Annotated in this window: 22 protein-coding genes; 16 read left to right on the forward strand and 6 right to left on the reverse strand. The window is 68.0% G+C overall.

Going from position 1 to position 23,355, the window contains the following annotated elements; genetic code table 11:
• The first annotated feature begins 256 nt into the window (after positions 1-256).
• The 3 genes from U4Y91_RS21690 (at position 257) to U4Y91_RS21700 (ending at position 5,003) form a co-directional block, all read left to right on the forward strand.
• Positions 257-1,546, forward strand: a complete 1,290-nt coding sequence (locus U4Y91_RS21690) for a dicarboxylate/amino acid:cation symporter (protein ID WP_321806807.1) — start codon at positions 257-259, stop codon at positions 1,544-1,546.
• 4 nt (positions 1,547-1,550) lie between these two features.
• Positions 1,551-3,575: a sensor histidine kinase gene (locus U4Y91_RS21695; RefSeq protein ID WP_321806808.1), complete on the forward strand. Its 2,025-nt coding sequence runs from the start codon at positions 1,551-1,553 to the stop codon at positions 3,573-3,575.
• Positions 3,576-3,647: 72 nt separating this feature from the next.
• Positions 3,648-5,003 carry a sigma-54 dependent transcriptional regulator gene (locus tag U4Y91_RS21700; RefSeq protein WP_321806870.1) on the forward strand — a complete coding sequence of 452 codons (1,356 nt, stop codon included), beginning with the start codon at positions 3,648-3,650 and terminating at the stop codon, positions 5,001-5,003.
• Between the two features lie 103 nt (positions 5,004-5,106).
• Here the strand turns inward: U4Y91_RS21700 and U4Y91_RS21705 are convergent, their stop codons facing one another.
• Positions 5,107-5,643, reverse strand: coding sequence for a TlpA disulfide reductase family protein (locus tag U4Y91_RS21705; RefSeq protein ID WP_321806809.1), 537 nt, complete (start codon positions 5,641-5,643; stop codon positions 5,107-5,109).
• Positions 5,644-5,806: 163 nt separating this feature from the next.
• On the opposite strand from U4Y91_RS21705, the gene U4Y91_RS21710 reads away from it, so the two are divergent.
• Positions 5,807-6,379, forward strand: coding sequence for a hypothetical protein (locus tag U4Y91_RS21710; protein ID WP_321806810.1), 573 nt, complete (start codon positions 5,807-5,809; stop codon positions 6,377-6,379).
• 334 nt (positions 6,380-6,713) lie between these two features.
• On the opposite strand, the gene U4Y91_RS21715 is transcribed toward U4Y91_RS21710, so the two are convergent.
• Both U4Y91_RS21715 and U4Y91_RS21720 read right to left on the reverse strand, forming a co-directional pair.
• A complete protein-coding gene (locus U4Y91_RS21715) occupies positions 6,714-8,378 on the reverse strand; it encodes a YifB family Mg chelatase-like AAA ATPase (protein ID WP_321806811.1) in 1,665 nt (554 codons plus the stop codon).
• A 314-nt stretch (positions 8,379-8,692) separates the two neighbouring features.
• The gene (locus U4Y91_RS21720) at positions 8,693-8,944 is read right to left on the reverse strand and encodes an accessory factor UbiK family protein (protein WP_006398174.1); all 252 of its coding nucleotides are present in this window, start codon (positions 8,942-8,944) and stop codon (positions 8,693-8,695) included.
• Between the two features lie 366 nt (positions 8,945-9,310).
• Between U4Y91_RS21720 and U4Y91_RS21725 the strand changes: the two genes are divergently transcribed.
• The 7 genes from U4Y91_RS21725 (at position 9,311) to ptsP (ending at position 16,740) form a co-directional block, all read left to right on the forward strand.
• A complete protein-coding gene (locus tag U4Y91_RS21725; RefSeq protein WP_006398175.1) occupies positions 9,311-9,649 on the forward strand; it encodes a P-II family nitrogen regulator in 339 nt (112 codons plus the stop codon).
• A 33-nt stretch (positions 9,650-9,682) separates the two neighbouring features.
• Positions 9,683-11,200 (forward strand): ammonium transporter, encoded by a 1,518-nt coding sequence (locus U4Y91_RS21730; RefSeq protein WP_321806812.1) that lies wholly within the window; start codon positions 9,683-9,685, stop codon positions 11,198-11,200.
• A gap of 242 nt (positions 11,201-11,442) precedes the next feature.
• Positions 11,443-12,732: a glutamate--cysteine ligase gene (gene gshA / locus U4Y91_RS21735; protein WP_044848231.1), complete on the forward strand. Its 1,290-nt coding sequence runs from the start codon at positions 11,443-11,445 to the stop codon at positions 12,730-12,732.
• A 25-nt stretch (positions 12,733-12,757) separates the two neighbouring features.
• Positions 12,758-13,714 carry a glutathione synthase gene (gshB, locus tag U4Y91_RS21740; protein WP_124520704.1) on the forward strand — a complete coding sequence of 319 codons (957 nt, stop codon included), beginning with the start codon at positions 12,758-12,760 and terminating at the stop codon, positions 13,712-13,714.
• A gap of 231 nt (positions 13,715-13,945) precedes the next feature.
• A complete protein-coding gene (locus tag U4Y91_RS21745; RefSeq protein ID WP_044848229.1) occupies positions 13,946-14,416 on the forward strand; it encodes a PTS sugar transporter subunit IIA in 471 nt (156 codons plus the stop codon).
• Positions 14,417-14,490: 74 nt separating this feature from the next.
• Positions 14,491-14,760: an HPr family phosphocarrier protein gene (locus U4Y91_RS21750; protein WP_006752075.1), complete on the forward strand. Its 270-nt coding sequence runs from the start codon at positions 14,491-14,493 to the stop codon at positions 14,758-14,760.
• Between the two features lie 207 nt (positions 14,761-14,967).
• A complete protein-coding gene (gene ptsP, locus U4Y91_RS21755; RefSeq protein ID WP_321806813.1) occupies positions 14,968-16,740 on the forward strand; it encodes a phosphoenolpyruvate--protein phosphotransferase in 1,773 nt (590 codons plus the stop codon).
• 100 nt (positions 16,741-16,840) lie between these two features.
• On the opposite strand, the gene U4Y91_RS21760 is transcribed toward ptsP, so the two are convergent.
• The 3 genes from U4Y91_RS21760 to gpmA form a co-directional block, all read right to left on the reverse strand.
• Positions 16,841-17,593: a HesA/MoeB/ThiF family protein gene (locus tag U4Y91_RS21760; RefSeq protein ID WP_321806814.1), complete on the reverse strand. Its 753-nt coding sequence runs from the start codon at positions 17,591-17,593 to the stop codon at positions 16,841-16,843.
• 132 nt (positions 17,594-17,725) lie between these two features.
• Positions 17,726-19,267 (reverse strand): S41 family peptidase, encoded by a 1,542-nt coding sequence (locus U4Y91_RS21765; RefSeq protein ID WP_321806815.1) that lies wholly within the window; start codon positions 19,265-19,267, stop codon positions 17,726-17,728.
• Positions 19,268-19,511: 244 nt separating this feature from the next.
• The gene (gene gpmA, locus U4Y91_RS21770) at positions 19,512-20,258 is read right to left on the reverse strand and encodes a 2,3-diphosphoglycerate-dependent phosphoglycerate mutase (RefSeq protein ID WP_321806816.1); all 747 of its coding nucleotides are present in this window, start codon (positions 20,256-20,258) and stop codon (positions 19,512-19,514) included.
• A gap of 136 nt (positions 20,259-20,394) precedes the next feature.
• Here gpmA and U4Y91_RS21775 point away from each other — a divergent pair, with 136 nt between their 5' ends.
• The 5 genes from U4Y91_RS21775 (at position 20,395) to U4Y91_RS21795 (ending at position 23,341) form a co-directional block, all read left to right on the forward strand.
• Positions 20,395-20,817, forward strand: a complete 423-nt coding sequence (locus U4Y91_RS21775; protein ID WP_044848225.1) for a rhodanese-like domain-containing protein — start codon at positions 20,395-20,397, stop codon at positions 20,815-20,817.
• Complete coding sequence (grxC, locus tag U4Y91_RS21780; RefSeq protein WP_124615792.1) at positions 20,814-21,074, forward strand: glutaredoxin 3; 261 nt, start codon at positions 20,814-20,816, stop codon at positions 21,072-21,074. The genes U4Y91_RS21775 and grxC overlap by 4 nt, the downstream gene beginning before the upstream one ends.
• A 107-nt stretch (positions 21,075-21,181) precedes the next feature.
• The gene (secB, locus tag U4Y91_RS21785; protein ID WP_017334323.1) at positions 21,182-21,664 is read left to right on the forward strand and encodes a protein-export chaperone SecB; all 483 of its coding nucleotides are present in this window, start codon (positions 21,182-21,184) and stop codon (positions 21,662-21,664) included.
• A gap of 26 nt (positions 21,665-21,690) precedes the next feature.
• A complete protein-coding gene (locus tag U4Y91_RS21790; protein ID WP_044848223.1) occupies positions 21,691-22,689 on the forward strand; it encodes an NAD(P)H-dependent glycerol-3-phosphate dehydrogenase in 999 nt (332 codons plus the stop codon).
• Between the two features lie 127 nt (positions 22,690-22,816).
• Positions 22,817-23,341: an O-acetyl-ADP-ribose deacetylase gene (locus U4Y91_RS21795; protein ID WP_321806817.1), complete on the forward strand. Its 525-nt coding sequence runs from the start codon at positions 22,817-22,819 to the stop codon at positions 23,339-23,341.
• Positions 23,342-23,355: the final 14 nt, after the last annotated feature.

The following is a 23,355-nucleotide window of genomic DNA, read 5'->3' on the forward strand; positions in this document are numbered from 1 at the left end:
TGAAAACAACGGCTTGAGGGGTTCCGGAAACCTGGCATCGACCTTGCGATATAAAGCGCACGGCCATCCCCCGGCCGAACTACTACAGCAAGCAAGGAGACAACCGATGACCAATGCCTTCCTCCCCCTCCGGATGTCCTGAGGCATCGCTTGTTGCGGCACGGCAGCCGCGCGGGCGAATGCCTTCTCCCCTGAGACATTCGCCTGCGCGCGTGACGCCGTTTCCACCGGCTCATCTACTTCAGCAGGAACCATCGTGAAGAAGAAACCCTTCTACAAAGTGCTCTATGTGCAGGTGATTTTCGCCATCATCGTCGGCGTGATCCTCGGCCACTTCTATCCGTCGCTCGCCACCGAGATGAAACCGCTCGGCGACGGCTTCATCAAGCTGATCAAGATGGTGATCGGTCCGATCATCTTCTGTACGGTCGTCACCGGCATCGCCGGCATGGAGGACATGAAGAAGGTGGGCCGCGTCGGCGGCAAGGCGCTGCTGTACTTCGAGATCGTGTCGACCTTCGCGCTGCTGCTCGGCCTCGCGGCCACGCACATCCTGCGTCCGGGCGTCGGCTTCAACATCGATCCGGCGACGCTGAACGGCAAGGAAGTCGCATCGTACGCGGCGAAGGCGCACGGGCAGTCGACGGTCGACTTCCTGATGCACATCATCCCGAACACGATGGTCGATGCGTTCGCGCAGGGTGAAATCCTGCAGATCCTGCTGATCGCGCTGCTGTTCGGCAGCGTGCTCGCGCACCTCGGCGAGCGCGGCAAGGTCGTGACCGACTTCATCGACGGCCTCACGCGCGTGCTGTTCGGCATCGTGCACATCGTCACGAAGCTGGCGCCGATCGGCGCGTTCGGCGCGATGGCGTTCACGATCGGCAAGTACGGCGTCGGCTCGCTGGTGCCGCTGCTCAAGCTGATCGGCACGTTCTACCTGACGTCGGTCGTGTTCGTGCTGGTCGTGCTCGGCACGATCGCGCGCGTCACGGGCTTCTCGATCATCCGCTTCGTGTCGTACATCAAGGAAGAGCTGCTGATCGTGCTCGGCACGAGCTCGTCGGAAGCCGCGCTGCCGCAGCTGATGGAAAAGCTCGAGAAGGCCGGCTGCTCGCGTTCGGTCGTCGGCCTCGTCGTGCCGACCGGCTATTCGTTCAACCTCGACGGCACCAACATCTACATGACGATGGCCGTGCTGTTCATCGCGCAGGCGACCAACATCGAACTGACGTGGATGCAGCAGCTCACGCTGCTCGCGGTCGCGATGCTGACGTCGAAGGGCGCGAGCGGTGTCACGGGCGCGGGCTTCATCACGCTCGCCGCGACGCTCGCCGTCGTGCCGACGATCCCGCTGTCGGGCATGGTGCTGATCCTCGGCATCGACCGTTTCATGAGCGAATGCCGCGCGCTGACCAACATCGTCGGCAATGGCGTCGCGACGGTCGTCGTGTCGGCCTGGGAGAAGGAACTCGACCGCAACAAGCTGCGCCAGGCGCTGAAGGGCGGCGGCGAGGTCGCGCCGACCGAGACGGCCGGCGTCTGACGTCATGAAGGAGCAGGCGGCGGCACCGCCCGCGGGCGGTGCGCCGCGCGGCGGACGGGGTAGCGACGAGGCGCCCTATGACACAATAGGCGATCCGCATCGTCAGGAAGCCACGTCCGTGAAGCGCCGCCTGCTCATCCTCGTCGTGCTTGCCGCCGTGCTCGCGGCGGCGTGCGCGCTGACGTGGACCATCACGTGGCAGCGCGGCGTCGCCGAGCTGCAGCGCAACGCCGCGGTGCGGGTCGACCGCACCACCAACGCGCTCAAGAGCACGCTCGACCGCTACGAATCGCTGCCTTATCTGCTCGGCAGCCATCCGTACGTGCTGGACCTGCTCGCCGAGCCGAAGCGCGCCGATTTCACCGCGCGCGCGAACCGCTATCTCGAAGACCTCAACGAACACGCGCACGCGACCGTCACCTACGTGATCGGTGCGGACGGCCTGTGCGTTGCCGCCAGCAACTGGCGCGCGCCGGACAGCTTCGTCGGGATCGGATACCAGTTTCGTCCGTATTTCATCGACGCGATGAACGGCCGGGTCGGCCGCTTCTTCGCGATCGGCACGATCTCGCGCGACCCCGGCTACTACATCTCGCAGCCGGTGTGGCGCGACGGCAGGATCGCGGGCGTCGTCGTCGTGAAGCTCAATCTCGAATGGTTCCAGGGCGCCGATGCGTCCGAGCCGCTCGTCGTCGCGGACGATCACGGCGTCGTGTTCCTGTCGTCCGTGCCCGCCTGGAAGTACCACACGCTGCATCCGCTGACGGGGCCCGTCGCCGCGTCGATCTACGAGACGCGCCAGTACGCGCAGCAGCCCGTCACGCCGCTGCCGCTGCGCGTCGAGCAGGTGCTCGGCGCCGATGCGGAGATCGTGCGCCTTGGTGCGGCCGGCGTAGGCCCCGGCCTGCGCGCGCCGCGTTTCCTCGCCAGCAAGCGGCGGATCGGCGAGCCCGACTGGCTGCTCGTCACGCTCGCGCCGATCGCGCCCATCGACGCCGACGCGCGCAACGCGACGATCGTCACGGGCTTCGGCTTCGTGTCGGTCGCGTTGCTCGCGTTCTACTGGCGCATGCGCCGCGCGCGCGTGCGCGAGATGATCCGCGGCCGCGCGCTGCTGCAGCAGGCGTATGCGGAGCTGAACCGGCGCGTCGAGGAACGCACGGCCGACCTGTCGGAAGCGAACGAGCAATTGCAGAAGGAAGTCGGCGACCGGATCCGCGCGGAGCAGGAATTGCGCGCCGCGCACGACGAACTGATCCAGGCGAGCAAGCTCGCCGCGCTCGGCCAGATGGCGGCCGGCATCACGCATGAACTGAACCAGCCGCTCGCGGCGTTGCGCAGCTTCTCGGACAACACGCGCGTGCTGCTCGATCGCGGCGAGCAGGCGGCCGCGCGCGAGAACCTCGAGGCGATCGCCGCGCTGACCGAGCGGATGGGCAAGATCACCAACCAGCTGAAGCTGTTCGTCGGCCGCGCGAAGCCGCGCAACGAACAGGCGCTCGTCGTGCGCGCGCTGCGCAGCGTGCTGTCGCTGCTCGGCGACCGGCTGCGCGGCGTCGCGCTCACGCTGACGTTGCAGGATGCGACGGTGTCGCCCGCGCAGGATGCGCCGCTCGACCTGGCGCGCGACTATCCGGAACTCGTCGCCCGCTGCGAGGACCTGCGCCTCGAGCAGGTGCTGATCAACCTGCTCGGCAACGCGCTCGACGCGGTCGCGGGCGTCGCCGCACCGGCGATCGAAGTGACGATCGCGGTGTCGGTCGCGACGCTCGCGGTCGAGGTGCGCGACAACGGCTCCGGCATCGCGCCCGAGCTGCTGCCGCGGCTGTTCGAACCGTTCTTCACGACCAAGGAAATGGGGCGCGGGCTCGGGCTCGGGCTCGCGATCTCGTCGTCGATCGCGAGCGACGCGGGCGGCGCGCTGACCGCGCGCAATGCGCCGTCCGGCGGCGCGCTGTTCGTCTTGACGCTGCGGCGCGCGCGCACGCATCATCCGGACGCCGTGTCCGAGCCGGCGGGCTCGCGCTAGGCACCGCACGACCGCATCAACGAGAGCCGCGCGCACCCCCGCCGCGCGGTCTGTCAGGAGCAAGTGACTACGATGGCCAACCGGCTGCAAGTGATCTATATCGAAGACGATGCGCTCGTTCGCCGGGCGAGCGTGCAGAGCCTCCAGCTCGCGGGGTTCGACGTCGTCGGGTTCGAATCGGCCGAGGCGGCCGACAAGGCGATCGTCGCGGAAACCGCCGGCGCGATCGTCAGCGACATCCGGCTGCCCGGCGCAAGCGGGCTCGACCTGCTCGCGCAGTGCCGCGAGCGCGTGCCCGACGTGCCCGTGATCCTCGTCACCGGCCACGGCGACATCTCGATGGCCGTGCAGGCGATGCGCGACGGCGCGTACGACTTCATCGAAAAGCCGTTCGCGGCCGAGCGGCTGATCGAGACGGTACGCCGCGCGCTCGAGCGGCGCGAGCTCGTGCTCGAGAACCATGCGCTGCGGCGCGAGCTGGCCGGCCAGAACATCGTCGCGCCGCGCATCATCGGCCGCAGTCCGGCGATCGAACAGGTGCGCAAGCTGATCGCGAACGTCGCGCCCACCGACGCATCGGTGCTGATCAACGGCGACACGGGCGCCGGCAAGGAGCTGATCGCGCGCAGCTTGCACGAGCTGTCGCCGCGCCGCGACAAGCCGTTCATCGCGGTGAACTGCGGCGCGCTGCCCGAGCCGATGTTCGAGTCGGAGATGTTCGGCTACGAGCCCGGCGCGTTCACCGGCGCGGCGAAGCGCCGCGTCGGCAAGCTCGAATATGCGTCCGGCGGCACGCTGTTCCTCGACGAAATCGAAAGCATGCCGCTCGCGCTGCAGGTGAAGCTCCTGCGCGTGCTGCAGGACGGCGTGCTCGAGCGGCTCGGCTCGAACCAGCCGATCCGCGTGAACTGCCGCGTCGTCGCGGCCGCGAAGGGCGACATGAGCGAGCTCGTCGCGGCCGGCACGTTCCGGCGCGACCTGCTGTACCGGCTCAACGTCGTGACGATCGCGCTGCCGCCGCTCGCCGAGCGCCGCGAGGACATCGTGCCGCTGTTCGAGCACTTCATGCTCGACGCGGCCGTGCGCTACGGGCGGCCGGCGCCCGTGCTGTCCGACCGGCAGCGCGCGAGCCTGATGCAGCGCGACTGGCCCGGCAACGTGCGCGAGCTGCGCAACGCGGCCGACCGCTTCGTGCTCGGCGTCGCCGACATGCCGCAGGAAGGCGGCGCGAACGGCGACGACGCGGAGAGCGACCAGACGCTGAAGGAGCGCATCGAGCAGTTCGAGCGCGCGGTGATTGCCGAGGCGTTGAACCAGACGGGCGGCGCGGTTGCCGCGACCGCCGACCGGCTGCATGTCGGCAAGGCGACGCTGTACGAGAAGATGAAGCGCTACGGGCTGTCGGCGAAAGGCGAAACCGAGCGCTGAAAAAGAGACGGACCGCGGAACCGGGATGGCCGGTCGTGCGGTCCGTGGTGCGGAGCAGGGCGCGGTGGGCGGCCCTGCGAGCCTTGTCGTGCGGAGGCGGCGCTCAGGCCGCGTTGCCGTCGAGCGCCTTCTTGAGCAGCGCGTCGAGTTCCGCGAATTGCGGGGCGCCGACGTAGCGCTTCAGGATCTTCCCGTCCTTGTCGACGACGAAGGTGGTCGGCGTGAGCTGCACGTTGCCGAACTGCTTCGCGACGCTGCCGTCGTCGAGCGCGACCTTGAACGGCAGCTGGCGCGTCTGCGCATAGTTCGCGACGTACATCGGCGGATCGTAGTTCATCGCGACCGCGACGAACTCCAGCCCCTGGCCCTTGAAGCGATTGTAGGTATCGACCATCTGCGGCATTTCCTGCATGCAGGTCGCGCAGCTCGTCGCCCAGAAATTCACGAGGTAGACCTTGCCCTTCAGGTCGCCGGCCGTCGACACCTTCTGACCGGACAGCAGCGTGAACGTGGCGTCCGGCACGGTGGACTTGCCGTTGAACGCGAAGTAGCCGGCAACGGCGATGGCCGCGACGACGACGGCCGCGACGATATAGCGGGCGGGGCCGGTGCGGCGCTGGGCGGGAGGCGTGGTGTTCATCTGCGGTGCTCTCGGGGTCGGTCGATGACGCGGATCGATGCAAAGGACGTCGAAATTCGGCGTTTATTTTAGCGCGAATGCGGCGCACGCACCGGCGGCCGCCCCACATCCCGGGAGTCAGCTTCGGCGGATAATGGGCCTTTTGCCTGTCCCCATCACTGCCATGCCGAAGGAAGTCATCGATTCGTTGCGCCCCCTTTTTCGTCCGCTGCGACACTTCGCCGCGCTCGCGTGCGTGAGCGCGGCGCTGGCCGCGTGCTCGCCGTCATATGACTGGCGTACGCTGCACAACGACGCCGGCTACACGATCGACCTGCCGGCGAAGCCGACCGTCGAGAACCAGCCGGTGGCGGTCGGCGGCGCGTCGATGCCGATGCGGATGCAGGCTGCGCACGTCGACGGCGCGGTATTCGCGGTCGGCACGCTGACGCTGCCCGACGAGCGCGACGACACGCGCCGCGCGGCGCTCGAGTTCCTGCGTTCCGGGCTGTCGCGCAATCTCGAAGGCATGCCGCAGACGGCCTCGGTGCCGGTGCCGCTCGCAGCCGGCGGCGCGGTGAACGGGCTCGAGCTGCGCATCACGGGGGCGGCCAGCGGCGGCGACCACTCGCGCAAGATGATCATCGCGCGGCTCGTGACGCGCGGGCGGCACGCGTACCAGGCCGTCGTGATCGCCGACGGGCCGCTCGCGCAGGAGCAGCTCGACCAGTTTTTCGGCTCGTTCAAACTCGACTGAACAGCGGCCGGAGAAGGCGCTCAGACACTTCATGACAATTGAAAGTTCATTCGCAGCTTTCGACGCTAATCGCCGGATTTTGCGGGGATTTTTCGGCTATCCACAGCGCATGTGGATAACTTTGTTGAAAAGTTGACCGAATCGCCCGCACAGCCGCGCCGGACGGCCTTCTGGCGCATTTGACAGCGGGGCCTTCATTTCTGAAAAATCAATAAAAACAAAGGGATACGAATCTCGTGACGAAGGGGTGCCCGCGCAGGGCGATCAGGGGCCGGATTCGTGAAATTGTGCATAAGTCAAGTCTTGACAGTCATGTTTTGTCCTCCGCGGGCATTCATAGTGCCGTGAGCGCACGCCGGTAGCGGATCGCCTCGGCGATCTGCGCAGCCGTCGGTAACGGGTCGCCGGCCAGGTCGGCGATCGTCCGCGCGACCTTCAGCACGCGGAAATACGCGCGTGCCGACCAGCCGAAGCGCTCGCCGGCCTCGCGCAGCAGCCGCTCGCCGTCGTCGGTCGGCCGGCACAGGTCGTCGGTCTCGCGCCCGCTGAGCATGTGATTGGTCTTGCCCTGCCGGTCGAGCTGCAGCGCACGCGCCTGGGCGACCCGCGCGGCGACCGCGGCGCTCGGCTCGCCGGGCGCCGTCGCACGCGACGCGAGTTCGGCCGGCGACAGCGCGGGCAGGTCGATCTGGATGTCGATGCGGTCGAGCAGCGGCCCCGACAGCTTGCGCAGGTAGCGCGTGGCGACGTCCGGTGTGCAGCGGCAGCGCCCGGACGGATCGCCGTGCCAGCCGCACGGGCACGGATTCATCGCGGCGATCAGCTGGCACGCGGCGGGGAAGTCGGCCTGCTGCGCCGCGCGCGAGATCGTGATGCGGCCGACTTCCAGCGGCTCGCGCAGCATCTCCAGCACGTGCCGGTCGAATTCGGGCAGCTCGTCGAGAAACAGCACGCCGAGGTGCGCGAGCGTGATCTCGCCCGGCTGCGGCGGGTTGCGGCCGCCGACCAGCGCGGCGGCGCTCGACGAGTGGTGCGGCGCGCGAAACGGGCGCCGCCGCCAGTGCGCGGGCGAGAAGCCGATGCGGCTCGCGGAAAGGAGCGCGGCCGACGCCAGCGCCTCGTCGTCGGTCAGCGGCGGCAGGAGGCCGGGCAGGCGCGCGGCGAGCATCGACTTGCCGGCGCCGGGCGGCCCGATCATCAACATGTGGTGCCCGCCCGCGGCGGCGACTTCGAGCGCGCGCCGGGCGCCGCGCTGGCCGACGACGTCCGCGAGATCGGGGGCGGCCGGCGCCGGCACGCCGTCGAGGCCGGGCGCCTCGACCGGCGCGAGCCGGGCATCCGGCGCACCGGCCAGGTGCGCGCATAGCGCGGGCAGGTCGGGCGCGCCGAACACGGTGACACCCGGCACCAGCGCGGCCTCGGCCGCGCTGTGGAGCGGCAGGTACAGCTCGGGCGGACGGGCTGCGACCGCCGGCCCGGACGGCGCGACGGCCGCGGCGCAAGACCCGAAGCCCGCGCCGGTCCCCGCGGCGGCGGGCCCGAAGCCAGATCCGGTCTCCGCGGCGCAGGAGCCGAAGCCCGCTCCAGTCGGCGCGGCGCGCCAGTCCCGTGCCGCGCCGCACGCCATCGCGAATGCGCCCCGCATCGGCCGCAGCGCGCCGGTCAGCGACAGTTCGCCCGCGAATTCGCGGCCGGCCAGCGCATCGGCCGGGAGCTGGCCGTTCGCGGCGAGGATGCCGAGCGCGATCGGTAGGTCGAAGCGGCCGGACTCCTTCGGCAGGTCGGCCGGCGCGAGATTGACGGTGATGCGCCTGACGGGGAAGTCGAATCCGCAGTTCTGCAGCGCGGCGCGCACGCGCTCGCGGCTTTCGCGGACTTCGAGATCGGGCAGGCCGACGATCGAGAACGACGGCAACCCGTTGGCAAGATGGACTTCGACGGTGACGTCCGGCGCGCGGCCGGCCGCCGGCGCGCGACTGCGCACCACGGCGAGCGACATGGCGAGGCTCCTGTAAATGAATCGGACGGGCAACGGCCATTCGGGCCGCATGCCGCGGGAATCGGAGGAATCGGTGCGCGCTTGCCGGCGTGGCGCGGAAAAGAACGAGGAACGACGAACAGCGAAGCGCTACGAACAGCGAAGAGCGAAGAGCGAAGAGCGAAGAGCGGAGAACAGAGAAGAGCGAGGAACAGCGAAGAGCGGGGGATTGCGAAGAACGACGAAACGACGAAACGGCTGACCGGCCGACTTCGGGTATCAGGCGCGGGCCGCACGAGGCGGCCCGCGCCCGGACCTGTCGGTCGGGTGGGGCGTCAGGCCTGGGACGCTGCGAGCTTCTGCTCGAGTTCCGCGACGCGCTTCTCGAGTTCCTCGAGACGCACGCGGGTGCGGGCGAGCACCTGTGCCTGCGTGTCGAACTCCTCGCGCGTGACGAGATCGAGCTTCGAGAAGCCTTGCGACAGCATGGCCTTCACGTTGCGCTCGACATCCTTGGCCGGCGAGTTTTTCAGCAGGTCGCTGACGCGCGACTGCAGGTCGTTGAAAACATCGCTGGGTTGCTTCATGAGATTTCCCTTCCTTGCACAAAAAATGTGCATCTTCAGTTGCGTACGTGCCCATGATGCACGCATGACCGGAAATGGTGCGCCCGCGGCGCGAATTCCGGGCATGGCGCCCGCATGGGTGAATGGCCCGGTGATCCGGGACGTGCGTGCACTCTAGCAATGATCCTTTCGGCGCGCTAGCAAACCTGGGCCACGTTGGCCATTCGGCCGGGCTTCCGCACCTTTCCGTACCTTTCAGCACGCGATGCAACCCCGTTTCCGAGCCGTTCGAGGCGGTGCTCGCGCGAACATGGCATGCGAGTTGCTGAGGAGAGACGGTCACACCATTCCAACCAATTCGACGGGACCAACCTGCGAGAGGACTTCATGAAACTGATTACCGCAATCATCAAGCCGTTCAAGCTCGATGAGACGCGCGAAGCGCTCTCCGCGCTCGGCGTCTCGGGCATCACGGTCACCGAGGTGAAAGGGTTCGGGCGCCAGAAGGGGCACACCGAGCTGTACCGGGGCGCCGAATACGTGGTCGATTTCCTGCCGAAGATGAAGATCGAGGCGGCCGTATCCGACGATCTCGTCGACCAGGCGGTCGAGGCGATCGAGCGCGCCGCCCGCACCGGCAAGATCGGCGACGGGAAGATCTTCGTCACGCCGATCGAGCAAGTGATCCGGATCCGGACCGGGGAGACCGGCGCAGACGCGCTGTAACAGACCAAGACAAGCGACAAGAGGAAACCCGAGATGCGCAAACTTCTGATGTCCCTGCTGATGGCCGGCTCGCTGATCGCGGCTGGCGTCGGTCCCGCGCTCGCCGACGACGCGGCCTCCGCCGCGGCTGCGTCCGCGCCCGCCGCCACGGCGTCCGATGCATCGGCAGCCGCGGCTCCCGCCGCTTCGGCGCCGGCCGCCACCGACGCATCGGCACCTGCCGCTGCCGCCGCACCCGCTTCGGGCGCCGCCTCCGACGCATCGGCCGCCGCCGCCGCGTCCGCGCCGGCCGCACCCGCTGCACCGACCGAGCCGTTCTCCGTCGATTCGTCGAAGATCAGTGCCGGCGACACCGCGTGGATGCTGACGTCCACCGCGCTCGTGCTGTTCATGACGATCCCCGGTCTCGCACTGTTCTACGCGGGCATGGTCCGCAAGAAGAACGTGCTCGCGACCGTGATGCAGAGCTTCGCGATCACCGCGGTGATCACGGTGCTGTGGACGGTGGTGGGCTACAGCCTCGCGTTCACGCCGGGCAACGGCTTCATCGGCGGGCTGTCGCGCGTGTTCCTGCACGGGATGGCCTACGTGAAGGGCGACAAGGCGACGACGCTGACCGTCAGCCATCTCGCGTCGACGATTCCGGAATCGGTCTACTTCGTCTACCAGATGACGTTCGCGATCATCACGCCGGCGCTGATTTGCGGCGCGTTCGCCGATCGCATGAAGTTCTCGGCGATGCTCGTGTTCATGACGCTCTGGTCGCTGATCGTCTATGTGCCGATCGCGCACATGGTGTGGGAGCCGACCGGCTGGCTGTCGGCCGACGGCGTGCTCGACTTCGCGGGCGGCACGGTGGTGCACATCAACGCCGGTATCGCGGGCCTCGTGTCGTGCCTCGTGCTCGGCAAGCGCGTCGGCTACGGCCGCGAATCGATGGCGCCGCACAACCTCGTGCTGACGATGATCGGCGGCTCGATGCTGTGGGTCGGCTGGTTCGGCTTCAACGCGGGCTCCGCGGTCGCGGCTGACGGCCGTGCCGGCTTCGCGATGCTGACGACGCAAGTGGCGACCGCCTGCGCGGCGCTCGGCTGGATGTTTGCCGAGTGGATCGCGAAGGGCAAGCCGTCGGTGCTCGGCATCGTGTCGGGCGCGGTCGCGGGTCTCGTGGCGATCACGCCGGCTGCCGGCTTCGTCGGCGTCGCCGGTGCGCTCGCGATCGGCATCGCGGCGGGCGTGATCTGCTTCTGGTCGGCCACGTGGCTCAAGTCGAAGCTCGGCTACGACGATTCGCTCGACGCGTTCGGCGTGCATGGCATTGGCGGGATTCTCGGCGCGCTGCTGACGGGCGTGTTCGCGGTCAAGGACATCGGCGGCTTCGACGGCAGCCTGCTGCTGCAGGCGAAGGGCGTGCTGATCACGCTGGTCTACAGCGGCGTGCTGAGCTTCGTGCTGCTGAAGCTGATCGACCTGACGATGGGCTTGCGCGTGTCCGAAGAGGAAGAGCGCGAGGGCCTCGACGTGATCCTGCACGGCGAACATGTCGAATAAGTCATAAGGATGACGGCGGGCCGCCGCGCAGACGGCGCCCGCCACGAATGAGCGCAGCGACTTCGGCCCGCCCACCCGGCGGGCTTTTTTTCTCCTGCCGCGTGCTGCCGTAGCGCATAACCCTTCACGCTATCGGGTCAATAGCCGAAAACTTCCTCCATATCCTTGTGAAGCCGGGAACAATCCCCAAATGGGCGAGGCAATTGCTCTACAATCTTCATTCTCCCGCTCGCGAGTGATTCATGGTTCCCCACCTCGTTACCGCGTTGAACGGTCCGCTGCTCGAGCTCGAGCAGAAGATCCTCGACGCGACGCCTGCGATCGAACGCTGGTTCAGGCTCGAATGGCAGGAACACACCCCGCCGTTCTATTGTTCGGTGGACCTGCGCAACGCCGGATTCAAGCTGGCGCCCGTCGACGCGAACCTGTTCCCCGGCGCGTTCAACAATCTGCCGTCCGAAGTGCTGCCGCTCGCCGTCCAGGCCGCGATGGCCGCGATCGAGAAGATCTGCCCGGACGCGAAGAACCTGCTCGTGATTCCCGAGCTGCCGACCCGCAACGCGTTCTACCTGGAAAACGTCGCACGGCTTGCGACGATCATGCGCCAGGCCGGCCTGAACGTGCGCTTCGGCTCGCTCGACCCGAGCATCACCGACATGACGCCGATCACGCTGGCCGACGGCCAGAAGATCGTGCTCGAACCGCTCGAGCGTTCGCAGCGCCGCCTCGGCCTGAAGAATTTCGATCCGTGCTCGATCCTGCTGAACAACGACCTGTCGGCCGGGATTCCCGCCGTGCTGGAGAACCTGCACGAGCAGTACCTGCTGCCGCCGCTGCACGCGGGCTGGGCCGTGCGCCGCAAGTCGACGCACTTCTCGTGCTACGACGACGTCGCGAAGAAGTTCGCGAAGATGGTCGGCGTCGATCCGTGGATGGTGAATCCGTATTTCGCGCACGTCGAAGGCGTCGACTGGCAGGCGCATGAAGGCGAGCAGGCGCTCGCCGACGCGATCGACGGCGTGCTGAAGAAGATCGCGCGCAAGTATCGCGAATACGGCATCAGCGAAAAGCCGTACGTCGTCGTGAAGGCCGACGCGGGCACCGCCGGGCGCGGCGTGATGACCGTGCACGACGCGGCCGAGATCGGCCGCATGTCGAAGGCCGAGCGCGCGCAGATGGCCGAGTCGAAGGCCGGCCTCGCGGTGCGCGACGTGATCGTCCAGGAAGGCGTCTACACGTTCGAGCGCGTCGGCGACGAAGTGGCCGAGCCCGTCGTGTACATGATCGACCGCTACGTGGTCGGCGGTTTCTACCGCACGCACGGCGGCCGCGAGCGCGACCAGAACCTGAACGCGCCCGGCATGCACTACGTGCCGCTCGGCTTCGAGCACACCGCGCTGCCGGATGCCGGCGCGAAGCCGGGCGCTGCGCCGCCGAACCGCTTCTACATGTACGGCGTCGTCGCGCGCCTGTCGCTGATCGCGTCGTCGATCGAACTGGAAAAGACCGATCCCGAAGCCATCCAGGTGTAACGGCTTCGCTACGTACAGGACCCGCATGGACATTCTCTTTATCGCCGACCCGCTCGAGCGCTTCAAGATCTACAAGGATTCGACCTACGCGATGATGGCGGAGGCCGCGCGGCGCGGGCATGCGGTGTACGCGTGCCAGCCGCACCAGCTCGCATGGACGGGCTCGGGCGTCGAGGCGGACGTGCAGCGCGTGACGATCGTCGGCGACACGGCCGACCTGCATCGTCATCCGTGGTTCGAGGCGGCCGCGCACGAATCGCGTCAGCTGACGTCGTTCGGCGCGGTGCTGATGCGCAAGGATCCGCCGTTCGACATGGAATACGTGACGGCCACCTGGATGCTCGAGCTTGCCGAACGGGCGGGCGCGCGCGTGTTCAACAAGCCGCAGTCGATCCGCGATCACTCGGAGAAGCTTGCGATCGGCGAGTTTCCGCAGTTCGTCGCCCCGACGCTCGTCACGCGCGACGCCGCGCGCTTGCGTGCTTTCCATGCCGAGCATGGCGACGTGATCGTGAAGCCGCTCGACGGCATGGGCGGGATGGGCGTGTTCCGCGTGAAGGCCGACGGCATGAATCTCGGCGCGATCATCGAGATGCTCGGCCACGACGGCACGCGCTCGCTGATGATCCAGAAGTTCATTCCCGAGATCACGGCGGGCGACAAGCGCATTCTGCTGATCGCGGGCGAGCCGGTGCCGTATTCGCTCGCGCGGATTCCGCAGGGCAGCGAGGTGCGCGGCAATCTCGCCGCGGGCGGGCTCGGCGTCGCGCAGCCGCTGACGCCGCGCGACCGCGAGATCGCCGCGACGCTCGGGCCGGTGCTCGCCGCGCGCGGGCTGCTGCTGGTCGGGCTCGACGCGATCGGCGACTGGCTGACCGAGGTGAACGTGACGAGCCCGACGTGCTTCCGCGAAATCATGGAGCAGACGGGTTTCGACGTCGCCGCGATGTTCATCGACGCGCTGGAGCGGGCGGCCGCGTAGCCCGCTTTCCGCGCAAGCCCGGCGGCGGCCGCGCAGGCCCCCCGTCGCCGGAGCGGTTCGACCGGCCTGCTACAATGCCCGCTTGCCCGGTGCCGCGACCAGCGCGCCGAAGGCCCGGCGGTCGGGCCGAAACCGTTGCAAGGCTGAACATGAAACGTTTCCCTTACTCGCTATGCTCGTTGCCCCGCTGCGGGGCGTCGGCCCGCCAGGGGCGGCCGGGGGCAGTCTGACATGGCCGGGATTCTGATCATCGCGCACGCGCCGCTCGCCACCGCGCTGCGGGACTGCATCGCGCACATCTACGGCGGCGTGCCCGCGCGCATCGGCTGCATCGACGTGCTGGCGGACAGCGACCCGACCCAGGTGATGGCGTTCGCGCACGCGGAGCTCGCGCGGCTCAGGGAAGAGAACGGCGTCGTCGTGCTGACCGACATGTACGGCGCGACGCCCGCGAACATCGCGGGCCAGCTCGCGAAGCTCGACAACGTGCGCGTGCTGGCGGGCGTGAACCTGCCGATGCTGGTGCGCGCCGTCTGCTACCGTACCGTGCCGCTCGACAAGCTCGTCGACAAGGCGTTGTCCGGCGGCGCGAAGGGCGTCCACGAGGTGTCGGCCGGCACGCCGCCGCCGCCGTCGGAAACCGGCTGCGGCCAGTGCGCGCCGATTCCGCCCGAGCCGCAACCGCGCACCGAATCGCACTGACCGTCCCGTTTTCCGTTTTAGACCGACCCGCCGACGCACGTCGCCGGCGGCCTCGACCGATCCGACCGAGAATCATGCTTCAACAAGAAACCACCATCGTCAACAAATTGGGGCTCCATGCGCGCGCATCGGCCAAGCTTACGCAACTGGCCGGCAACTTCCAGTCGGAAGTCTGGATGACGCGCAACGGACGCAAGATCAACGCGAAGAGCATCATGGGCGTGATGATGCTCGCGGCGGGCATCGGCAGCAGCGTGACGATCGAGACCGAAGGTCCGGACGAGCGCGAGGCGATGGACGCGCTGCTCAAGCTGATCGCGGACAAGTTCGGCGAAGGTCAGTGATCCGGGGCCTGCCCCGCGATCGTTGCCGTTTCGAAGCAGAATGCCGCGTATGTCGCGGCATTTTTTTCGTCCGCAGCATTGATGCGGAAATGGCAATGCTGCGCTGCATGCAGCCAGCACGGAGGTACGGAATTTATAATCGCTAACCGGGGTCATAAGCGCATCGCAGCAGTGTGCCGCGGCTTTACATGTACAGAGGAGGTGCGCGTGTCCTTCACGCTGCATGGCATTCCCGTCTCACGTGGTATCGCGATCGGGCGAGCGTATCTGATCGCGCCGGCGGCGCTCGACGTCGCCCATTACCTGGTCGAGGCGAACCAGATCGACGCCGAGGTCGAGCGTTTCAGCACGGCGCGCGAGGTCGTGCATCGCGAACTCGACGCGCTGCGCGCCGACCTGACCGACGATACCCCGACCGAAGTGGGCGCGTTCATCGACGTCCACATGATGATCCTGAGCGACGCGATGCTCGTGCAGGAAACCATCGACTTGATCCGCACGCGACGCTACAACGTCGAATGGGCGCTGACCGAGCAGCTCGAGCTGCTCACGCGCCACTTCGACGATATCGAGGATGAATACCTGCGCGAGCGCAAGGCCGACATCGAGCAGGTGGTCGAGCGCGTGCTGAAGGCGCTCGCCGGTGCGCCGTCGGCGTCGCAGGCGCTCGATCGCGCGGCCGCGCACAGCCAGAACGAGATGATCGTCGTCGCGCACGACATCGCGCCGGCCGACATGATGCAGTTCAAGTCGCAGTCGTTCCAGGCGTTCGTCACCGATCTCGGCGGCCGCACGTCGCACACGGCGATCGTCGCGCGCAGCCTCGGCATTCCGGCCGCGGTCGGCGTCCAGCACGCGAGTTCGCTGATCCGCCAGGACGACCTGATCATCGTCGACGGCGACCAGGGGATCGTGATCGTCGATCCCGCGCCGATCGTCCTCGAGGAATATTCGTACCGCCAGTCCGAGAAGCTGCTCGAACAGCGCAAGCTGCAGCGCCTGAAGTTCTCGCCGACGCAAACCCTGTGCGGCACGAAGATCGACCTCTACGCGAACATCGAGTTGCCCGACGACGCGAAGGCGGCGGTCGAGGCCGGCGCGGTCGGCGTCGGGCTGTTCCGCTCCGAGTTCCTGTTCATGCATCAGAAGGAGATGCCCGAGGAGGAGGAGCAGTTCGCCGCGTACAAGCGCGCGGTCGAGTGGATGAAGGGCATGCCGGTGACGATCCGCACGATCGACGTCGGCGCGGACAAGCCGCTCGAGGCGCTCGACGAAGGCTACGAGACGGCGCCGAACCCGGCGCTCGGCCTGCGTGCGATCCGCTGGAGCCTGTCCGAGCCGCAGATGTTCCTCACGCAGCTGCGCGCGATCCTGCGCGCGTCCGCGTTCGGGCAGGTGAAGATCCTGATCCCGATGCTCGCGCATGCGCAGGAGATCGACCAGACGCTCGACCTGATCCGCGAGGCGAAGCGCCAGCTCGACGACGCGGGGCTCGCATACGATCCGAACGTGCGCGTCGGCGCGATGATCGAGATCCCGGCCGCGGCGATCGCGCTGCCGCTGTTCCTGAAGCGCTTCGATTTCCTGTCGATCGGCACGAACGACCTGATCCAGTACACGCTCGCGATCGACCGTGCGGACAATGCGGTCGCCCACCTGTACGACCCGCTGCATCCGGCGGTGCTGCACCTGATCGCCTATACGCTGCGCGAAGCGAAGCGTGCGGGCGTGTCGGTGTCGGTGTGCGGGGAGATGGCGGGCGATCCGGCGCTCACGCGCCTGTTGCTCGGGATGGGGCTCACCGAGTTCTCGATGCACCCGAGCCAGTTGCTGGTCGTGAAGCAGGAGATCCTGCGCGCGCACCTGAAGGCGCTCGAGAAGCCGACGGCCGACGTGCTGGCCGCGTTCGAGCCGGAGGAAGTGCAGGCGGCGCTCCAGCGCCTGTCGGTCGCGGAACCGCGCGCGGACGCGGCTGCCTAGGCGGCGCGGACTGCGCGGCGAAACCGTCGCGCGCGTCGCGCGGGTAGCGAAACGTCACGCATGCGCCGCTCGGCGCATGCGTTCGTGCATCCCGCGCGCGTCAGTGCCGGCCCTGGCACACGGGGCAGTCGGCCTGGCGCGCGATCTTCATCGTCGTCCATTCCATGCGCAGCGAATCGAGCATCATCAGCCGCCCGTTGAGCGTCGTGCCGATCGCGCCGATCACGCGCAGCGCTTCGGCGGCCTGCATCGCGCCGATGATCCCGACCGTCGGCGCGAACACGCCCATCGTCGCGCACGCGACTTCCTCGAACGGCTGGTCCTCCGGAAACACGCACGCGTAACAGGGCGCGGCCGGGTCGCGGAAGTCGAACGTGCTGATCTGGCCGTCGAAGCGCAGCGCGGCGCCCGACACGAGCGGCACGCCGTGCGCGACGCACGCGCGGTTGATCGCATGGCGCGTCGCGAAATTGTCGGTGCAGTCGAGCACGACGGTTGCCTGCGGCACGTGCGCGTCGAGCCACGCATCGTCGACGCGCGCCGCGACCGCACGCACGGTCACTTCCGGGTTCAGCTGCGCGAGCGCGTCGCGCCCCGATTCCACCTTGCTGCGGCCGACCGAGGCCGTCACGTGCAGGATCTGCCGCTGCAGGTTCGTGAGGTCGACCGTGTCGGCGTCGACGAGCGTGATCGTGCCGACCCCGGACGCCGCGAGATACATCGCGGCCGGCGAGCCGAGACCGCCGGCGCCGACGACGATCGCATGCGCGTCGAGGAAGCGCTGCTGCGCCTCGATGCCGATTTCGTCGACGAGGATGTGGCGGGAGTAGCGGAGGAGTTGATCGTCGTTCATGGGAGAGGTCGGGTGAGGCATGCCGCCGGCGGCGGCGCGGACGCCTCTGCGTCCATCTGCGTATTCTAGGCGCACATGAAAAACGGGCCATCGCGGTCTTCCCGCGATGGCCCGTCGGATGCCGGCCGGCGCTTACTGCGGTGCCGACGCGGGCTTCGGTGCGGCGGCCTTCGCGCCCGACGCCTTCGCGGCGGACGCGGCCTTGGCCGCAGGGCTCTTCGTCGTGCTCTCGGCGAGCAGCGACTTCGATTCCTGCACCGGCTTGCCCTCGAGCTTGTTGAGCGCCTGCTGCATCATGAAGTCGTCGGTGCTGCCGAACTCGATCGGCTTGCGATCGCGGTCCTTCTGGCGCTGCTCCGGCGTCTTCTTGTCGTTCTGCTCCTCGAGGACGCGCAGCTGGTCCATCCGGCGCTGCTCGCGCTCTTCCTGTTCCTTCTTCTCGTTCGGGTCCTGCGTGTTCGCGAGGTGGTTCGTGTAGTCGACCTCGCGCGTCACGAGCACGTCGTCCGGATCGCCGTCCGCATACTGATCGACCGGCACATCGGGTGTGATGCCCTTGTTCTGGATCGAACGGCCGCTCGGCGTGTAGTAGTAGGCGGTCGTCAGGCGCAGCGCGGTGTCGGCCGTCATCGGACGGACCGTCTGCACCGAGCCCTTGCCGAACGTCGTCTTGCCCATGATCTGCGCGCGCTTCGAATCCTGCAGCGCGCCGGCGACGATCTCCGACGCGGACGCCGAGTATGCGTTCGTCAGCACGACCATCGGCACGGTCTTGAAGATCGGCGGCAGGCTCTTCAGCGGATCGCCGTCGAAGGACGGCAGGCGGTAGTTGTCGTAGGTATCGCGGTAGACCTGCTTCGAATCCGGGATCTGGCCGTTGGTCGACACGACGACGGAGTCGGGCGGCAGGAACGCGCCGGCGACGCCGACCGCGCTCTGCAGCAGCCCGCCGCCGTTGTTGCGCAGGTCGACGATCAGGCCCTTCAGGTTCGGCTGCTGGCGCGCGATGTCCTGCAGTTTCGCGGCGAGATCGGGCGTCGTGCGCTCCTGGAAGCTCGTGATCCGGATATACGCGTAGCCCGGGTCGAGCAGCTTCATCTTCACGCTCTGGACCCGGATGATCGCGCGCGTGACCGTGATCGGGAACGTGCGGTCGTCGCTCTTGCGGAAGATCGTCAGCGTGACCTTGGTGCCCGGCTCGCCGCGCATCTGCTTGACGGCCTTGTCGAGCGTCATGCCGCGCACCGGCTTGTCGTTGATGCGGGTGATCAGGTCGCCCGGACGGATGCCGGCGCGGAACGCGGGCGTATCTTCGATCGGCGAGATCACCTTGACGAGGCCGTCTTCCTGCGAGATCTCGATGCCGAGGCCCGCGAAGCGGCCCTTGGTCTGCTCCTGCAGCTCGTCATAGTCGGTCTTGTCGAGGAATGACGAGTGCGGGTCGAGGCTCGACACCATGCCCTTGATCGCCGCCGTCAGCAGCTTCTTGTCGTCGACCGGCTCGACGTACTCGCGCTTGATCTGGCCGAACACTTCCGCGAACAGGCGGAGCTGGTCGAGGGGAAGCGGTGCCGTGGCGGTCTGCTCGGCCGACGCCGAAACCTGCAGCGTGGCGAATACGCCCGTGGCGAGGCCCGCGGCAATCAGGCCGATGTTCTTCAATTTCATTCGCATAGAGAGTCTGGTGCGGTCGGGAAGCGCGTGGCGGTAGCGGGGATGTAGCGGACAAGTATAACTGTTCGCCCGATTGCTCAGTGGACCGGTGCGAAATGGTCCGGGAGCCCGGTCCCGGCGGGGGCGCCGGATGCGCAGCGGATTCGAAAGCGGGTTCGACAGCACCGGGGCCGCGAAGGTTCGCGCCCGCGCGCCGGAGCGGCCGGGCAGGCCGCGCGAGGCGGCCCGCCCGGCACGACGGGTATCAGCCCGCCTTGCCCTGCTTCGCGACGGCGGCCTGCGCCTTCGCGATCGCGTCCTGGTCGCCCAGGTAGTAGTGCGTGATCGGCTTCAGGTTCTCGTCGAGCTCATACACGAGCGGCACGCCGTTCGGGATGTTCAGGCCGACGATGTCGCTGTCCGAAATGCCGTCGAGGTACTTGATCAGCGCGCGCAGCGAGTTGCCGTGCGCGGCGATCAGCACCTGCTTGCCCGCACGGACGGCCGGCGCGATCGACTCGTTCCACAGCGGCAGCACGCGCGCGACCGTATCCTTCAGGCATTCGGTGAGCGGCAGCTGCTCGCGCGGCACCTTCGCGTAGCGCGGGTCGTCGAACGGCGCGCGCTCGTCGGTCGGCTCGAGCGCGGGCGGCGGCGTGTCGTAGCTGCGGCGCCACACGAGCACCTGCTCGTCGCCGAACTTGGCGGCCGTTTCCGCCTTGTTCAGGCCCGACAGCGCGCCGTAGTGGCGCTCGTTCAGGCGCCACGAGTGGACGACCGGCAGGTACATCAGGTCCATCTTGTCCTGCACGTGCCACAGCGTGCGGATCGCGCGCTTGAGCACCGACGTGTAGGCGAGGTCGAACGTGTAGCCGGCCTCCTTGAGCAATTCGCCGGCCTGGTAGGCCTCGTTGCGACCCTGTTCGGTCAGGTCGACGTCGACCCAGCCGGTGAAGCGGTTTTCCTTGTTCCACGTCGATTCGCCGTGGCGGATGAGAACGAGTTTGTACATGGATCTTGCGGTCGGTAGTGATAGGGAAGCGGGGCGCGTCGCGCGGTACCCGACCCGGGTCCGCCATCGCGCAAGGCGGTTATTTTATAATGGCGAGATTGTCCTCATCCGATTTCTCTTTTTCCGGCGGCATTCCGTGACGTTCTTTACCAATTACACGAACCTGGCCCTTATCGCGATCCTGCTGGTTTCCGGCGGCCTGCTCGCCTGGCCGGCCCTGCGCCGCGGCCGCGGCGGCCTGTCGGCCGCGGAGGCGACGCAGCTCATCAATCGCCGCAACGCGGTCGTGATCGACCTGCGTACCGCGTCCGACTTCGCCGCCGGCCACCTGCCGTCGGCGCGCCAGCTCGCCGCCGGCGAGATCGGCGCGAAAATCGCGCAGGTCGCGAAAAACAAGAGCACCCCCGTGCTGCTCGTCTGCCAGAACGGCCAGCAGTCGCAGAAGGCGGCGCGCGAGGTCGAGGCGGCAGGCTATGCCGAGGTACACGTGCTCGAGGGCGGCGTCGCCGCCTGGCAGCAGGCCGGGATGCCGGTCGTCAAACAAGGAGTGGCGAAGTGAGCAAGGTTTTGATGTACAGCACGCAGGTGTGTCCGTATTGCATTCAGGCCGAGCGCCTGCTGAAGCTGCGCGGCGTGGAGCAGATCGAAAAGGTGCTGATCGACCGCGATCCGGCCCGCCGTGAGGAAATGATGACGCGCACCGGCCGTCGCACGGTCCCGCAAATCTATATAGGCGACACGCACGTCGGCGGCTACGACGATCTGTCGAAGCTCGACCGCGAAGGCGGGCTCGCGCCGCTTCTGCAAGCGGCCTGATTAGGGCAGAATGGCCGCCGGCCGCGCCGCGGCTTGGGCGCGCAGGATTCAACCGAGGCGGCCGGCGTGAAGCCGGGCCGCCCCGTCACCACTTTTAGGGAAACACCATGTCCGACGTCGAAAACCAACCGTTCTTCAACATCCAGCGCGTCTACCTGAAGGATATGTCGCTCGAGCAGCCGAATTCGCCGGCGATCTTCCTCGAGCAGGACATGCCGTCGGTTGAAGTCGAAGTCGACGTCAAGGCCGAACGCCTCGCGGAAAGCGTCTTCGAAGTCGTCGTGTCGGGTACCGTCACCGCGAAGGTGAAGGACAAGGTCGCGTTCCTGATCGAAGCGAAGCAGGCCGGCATTTTCGACATTCGCAACATTCCCGACGAACAGCTCGACCCGCTCGTCGGCATCGCCTGCCCGACGATCCTGTTTCCGTACCTGCGCTCGAACATCGCCGACGCGATCACGCGTGCGGGCTTCCCGCCGATCCACCTGGCGGAAATCAACTTCCAGGCGCTGTACGAGCAGCGTCTCGCGCAGCTTCAGCAGCAGCAGGCCGGTGCGGCAGGCGCGCCGAACGGCTCGACGCTGAACTGACGTTTCACTCCGGACCGGTGCTGGGTATGAAAGTAGCCGTTCTCGGCGCCGGTGCCTGGGGCACCGCGCTCGCGGGCCATCTGGCCGCGCGGCACGATACGCTTCTCTGGGCGCGCGACGCCGCGCTGATCGCCGGGCTGCAGGCCCGGCACGAAAATTCCCGCTATCTGGACGGCATCGCGCTGCCCGATGCGCTGCGCTACGACGCCGATCTCGGCGCTGCGCTCGCGCACGGCGCCGCGGACGACGCGCTGTGCGTGATCGCCGCACCTGTGGCCGGGCTGCGCACGCTGTTCGGCGCGATGCGCGACGCGGGCTGCGTGCCCGCGCATGTCGTGTGGGTCTGCAAGGGCTTCGAGGCCGACACGCATCTGCTGCCGCATCAGGTGATCGCGGCCGAGCTGCCGGGGCAGCACAGCAACGGCGTGCTGTCGGGGCCGAGCTTCGCCCGCGAGGTCGGGCTCGCGCTGCCCGTCGCGCTGACGGTCGCAAGCACGTCCGCCGAATGCCGCGAGCGCACGCTCGCCGCGTTCCATCACGGCGCGATGCGGATCTATACGGGTGACGACGTGGTCGGCGTCGAGGTCGGCGGCGCGGTGAAGAACGTGCTGGCGATCGCGACCGGCATCGCCGACGGCCTCGGGCTCGGGCTGAACGCGCGCGCCGCGCTGGTCACGCGCGGTCTCGCCGAAATGTCGCGCCTCGGCGTCGCGCTCGGCGGCCGTGCGGAAACCTTCACGGGCCTCACGGGCCTCGGCGACCTGATCCTCACCGCGACGGGCGACCTGTCGCGCAATCGCACGGTCGGCCTGCAACTGGCGGCCGGCCGCTCGCTGAACGACATCCTCGGCGCGCTCGGCCATGTGGCCGAGGGCGTGCGCTGCGCGCAGGCCGTGCTCGCGCTCGCGCGCGCGCAGGCGATCGAAATGCCGATCACCGAAGCCGTGTGCGGTGTGCTGTTCGACGGCGTCGCACCGCGCGATGCGGTCAGCGGCCTGCTGCGGCGCGACGCGCGCGCTGAATAACGCCGACGAATCACGCCGACACACCGACGAATCACACCGATTTTTTGCGGCTGGGCGCGCTCGCGCAAAGCGGGCGGCGCCAAAGCGCACTACGCTTGAACAGTCTCCGGCGTTTCGGGAGGGTGCCATGCTGCAGATCGGTTCCACCACGCTCGACGCGCAACGCGTCGACATCACGACGCTCGACGTCGACGTGATCGTCAACGCTGCGAACGGTTCGCTGCTCGGCGGCGGCGGGGTCGACGGCGCGATCCATCGCGCGGCCGGCCCGGGCCTGCTCGCCGAGTGCCGCACGCTCGGCGGCTGCGAGACCGGCGACGCGAAGCTCACGCGCGGCCACGGGCTGCCGGCCCGTTACGTGATTCATGCGGTCGGCCCGGTGTGGCACGGCGGCGGGCGCGGCGAGCCCGAGTTGCTCGCGGCGTGCTACCGGCGTGCGATCGAGCTGGCCGAGGAGGTTGCGGCAACCTCGATCGCATTCCCGGCGATCAGCTGCGGCGTTTACCGCTATCCGGCCGAGGAGGCCGTCGACATCGCGGTCGGCACGGTCGCCGAAATGCTGCCGCAGGCGCCGAACCTCACACGCGTGGTGTTCGCGTGCTTTTCATCCGACATCTACGACCTGTATCGCGCGCGGCTCGCGCGTATCTAGCGCGTGAGCGGATC

The organism is Burkholderia sp. BCC1993 (genome assembly GCF_905339865.1).
In the GTDB taxonomy this organism is placed as follows: Bacteria; Pseudomonadota; Gammaproteobacteria; order Burkholderiales; family Burkholderiaceae; genus Burkholderia.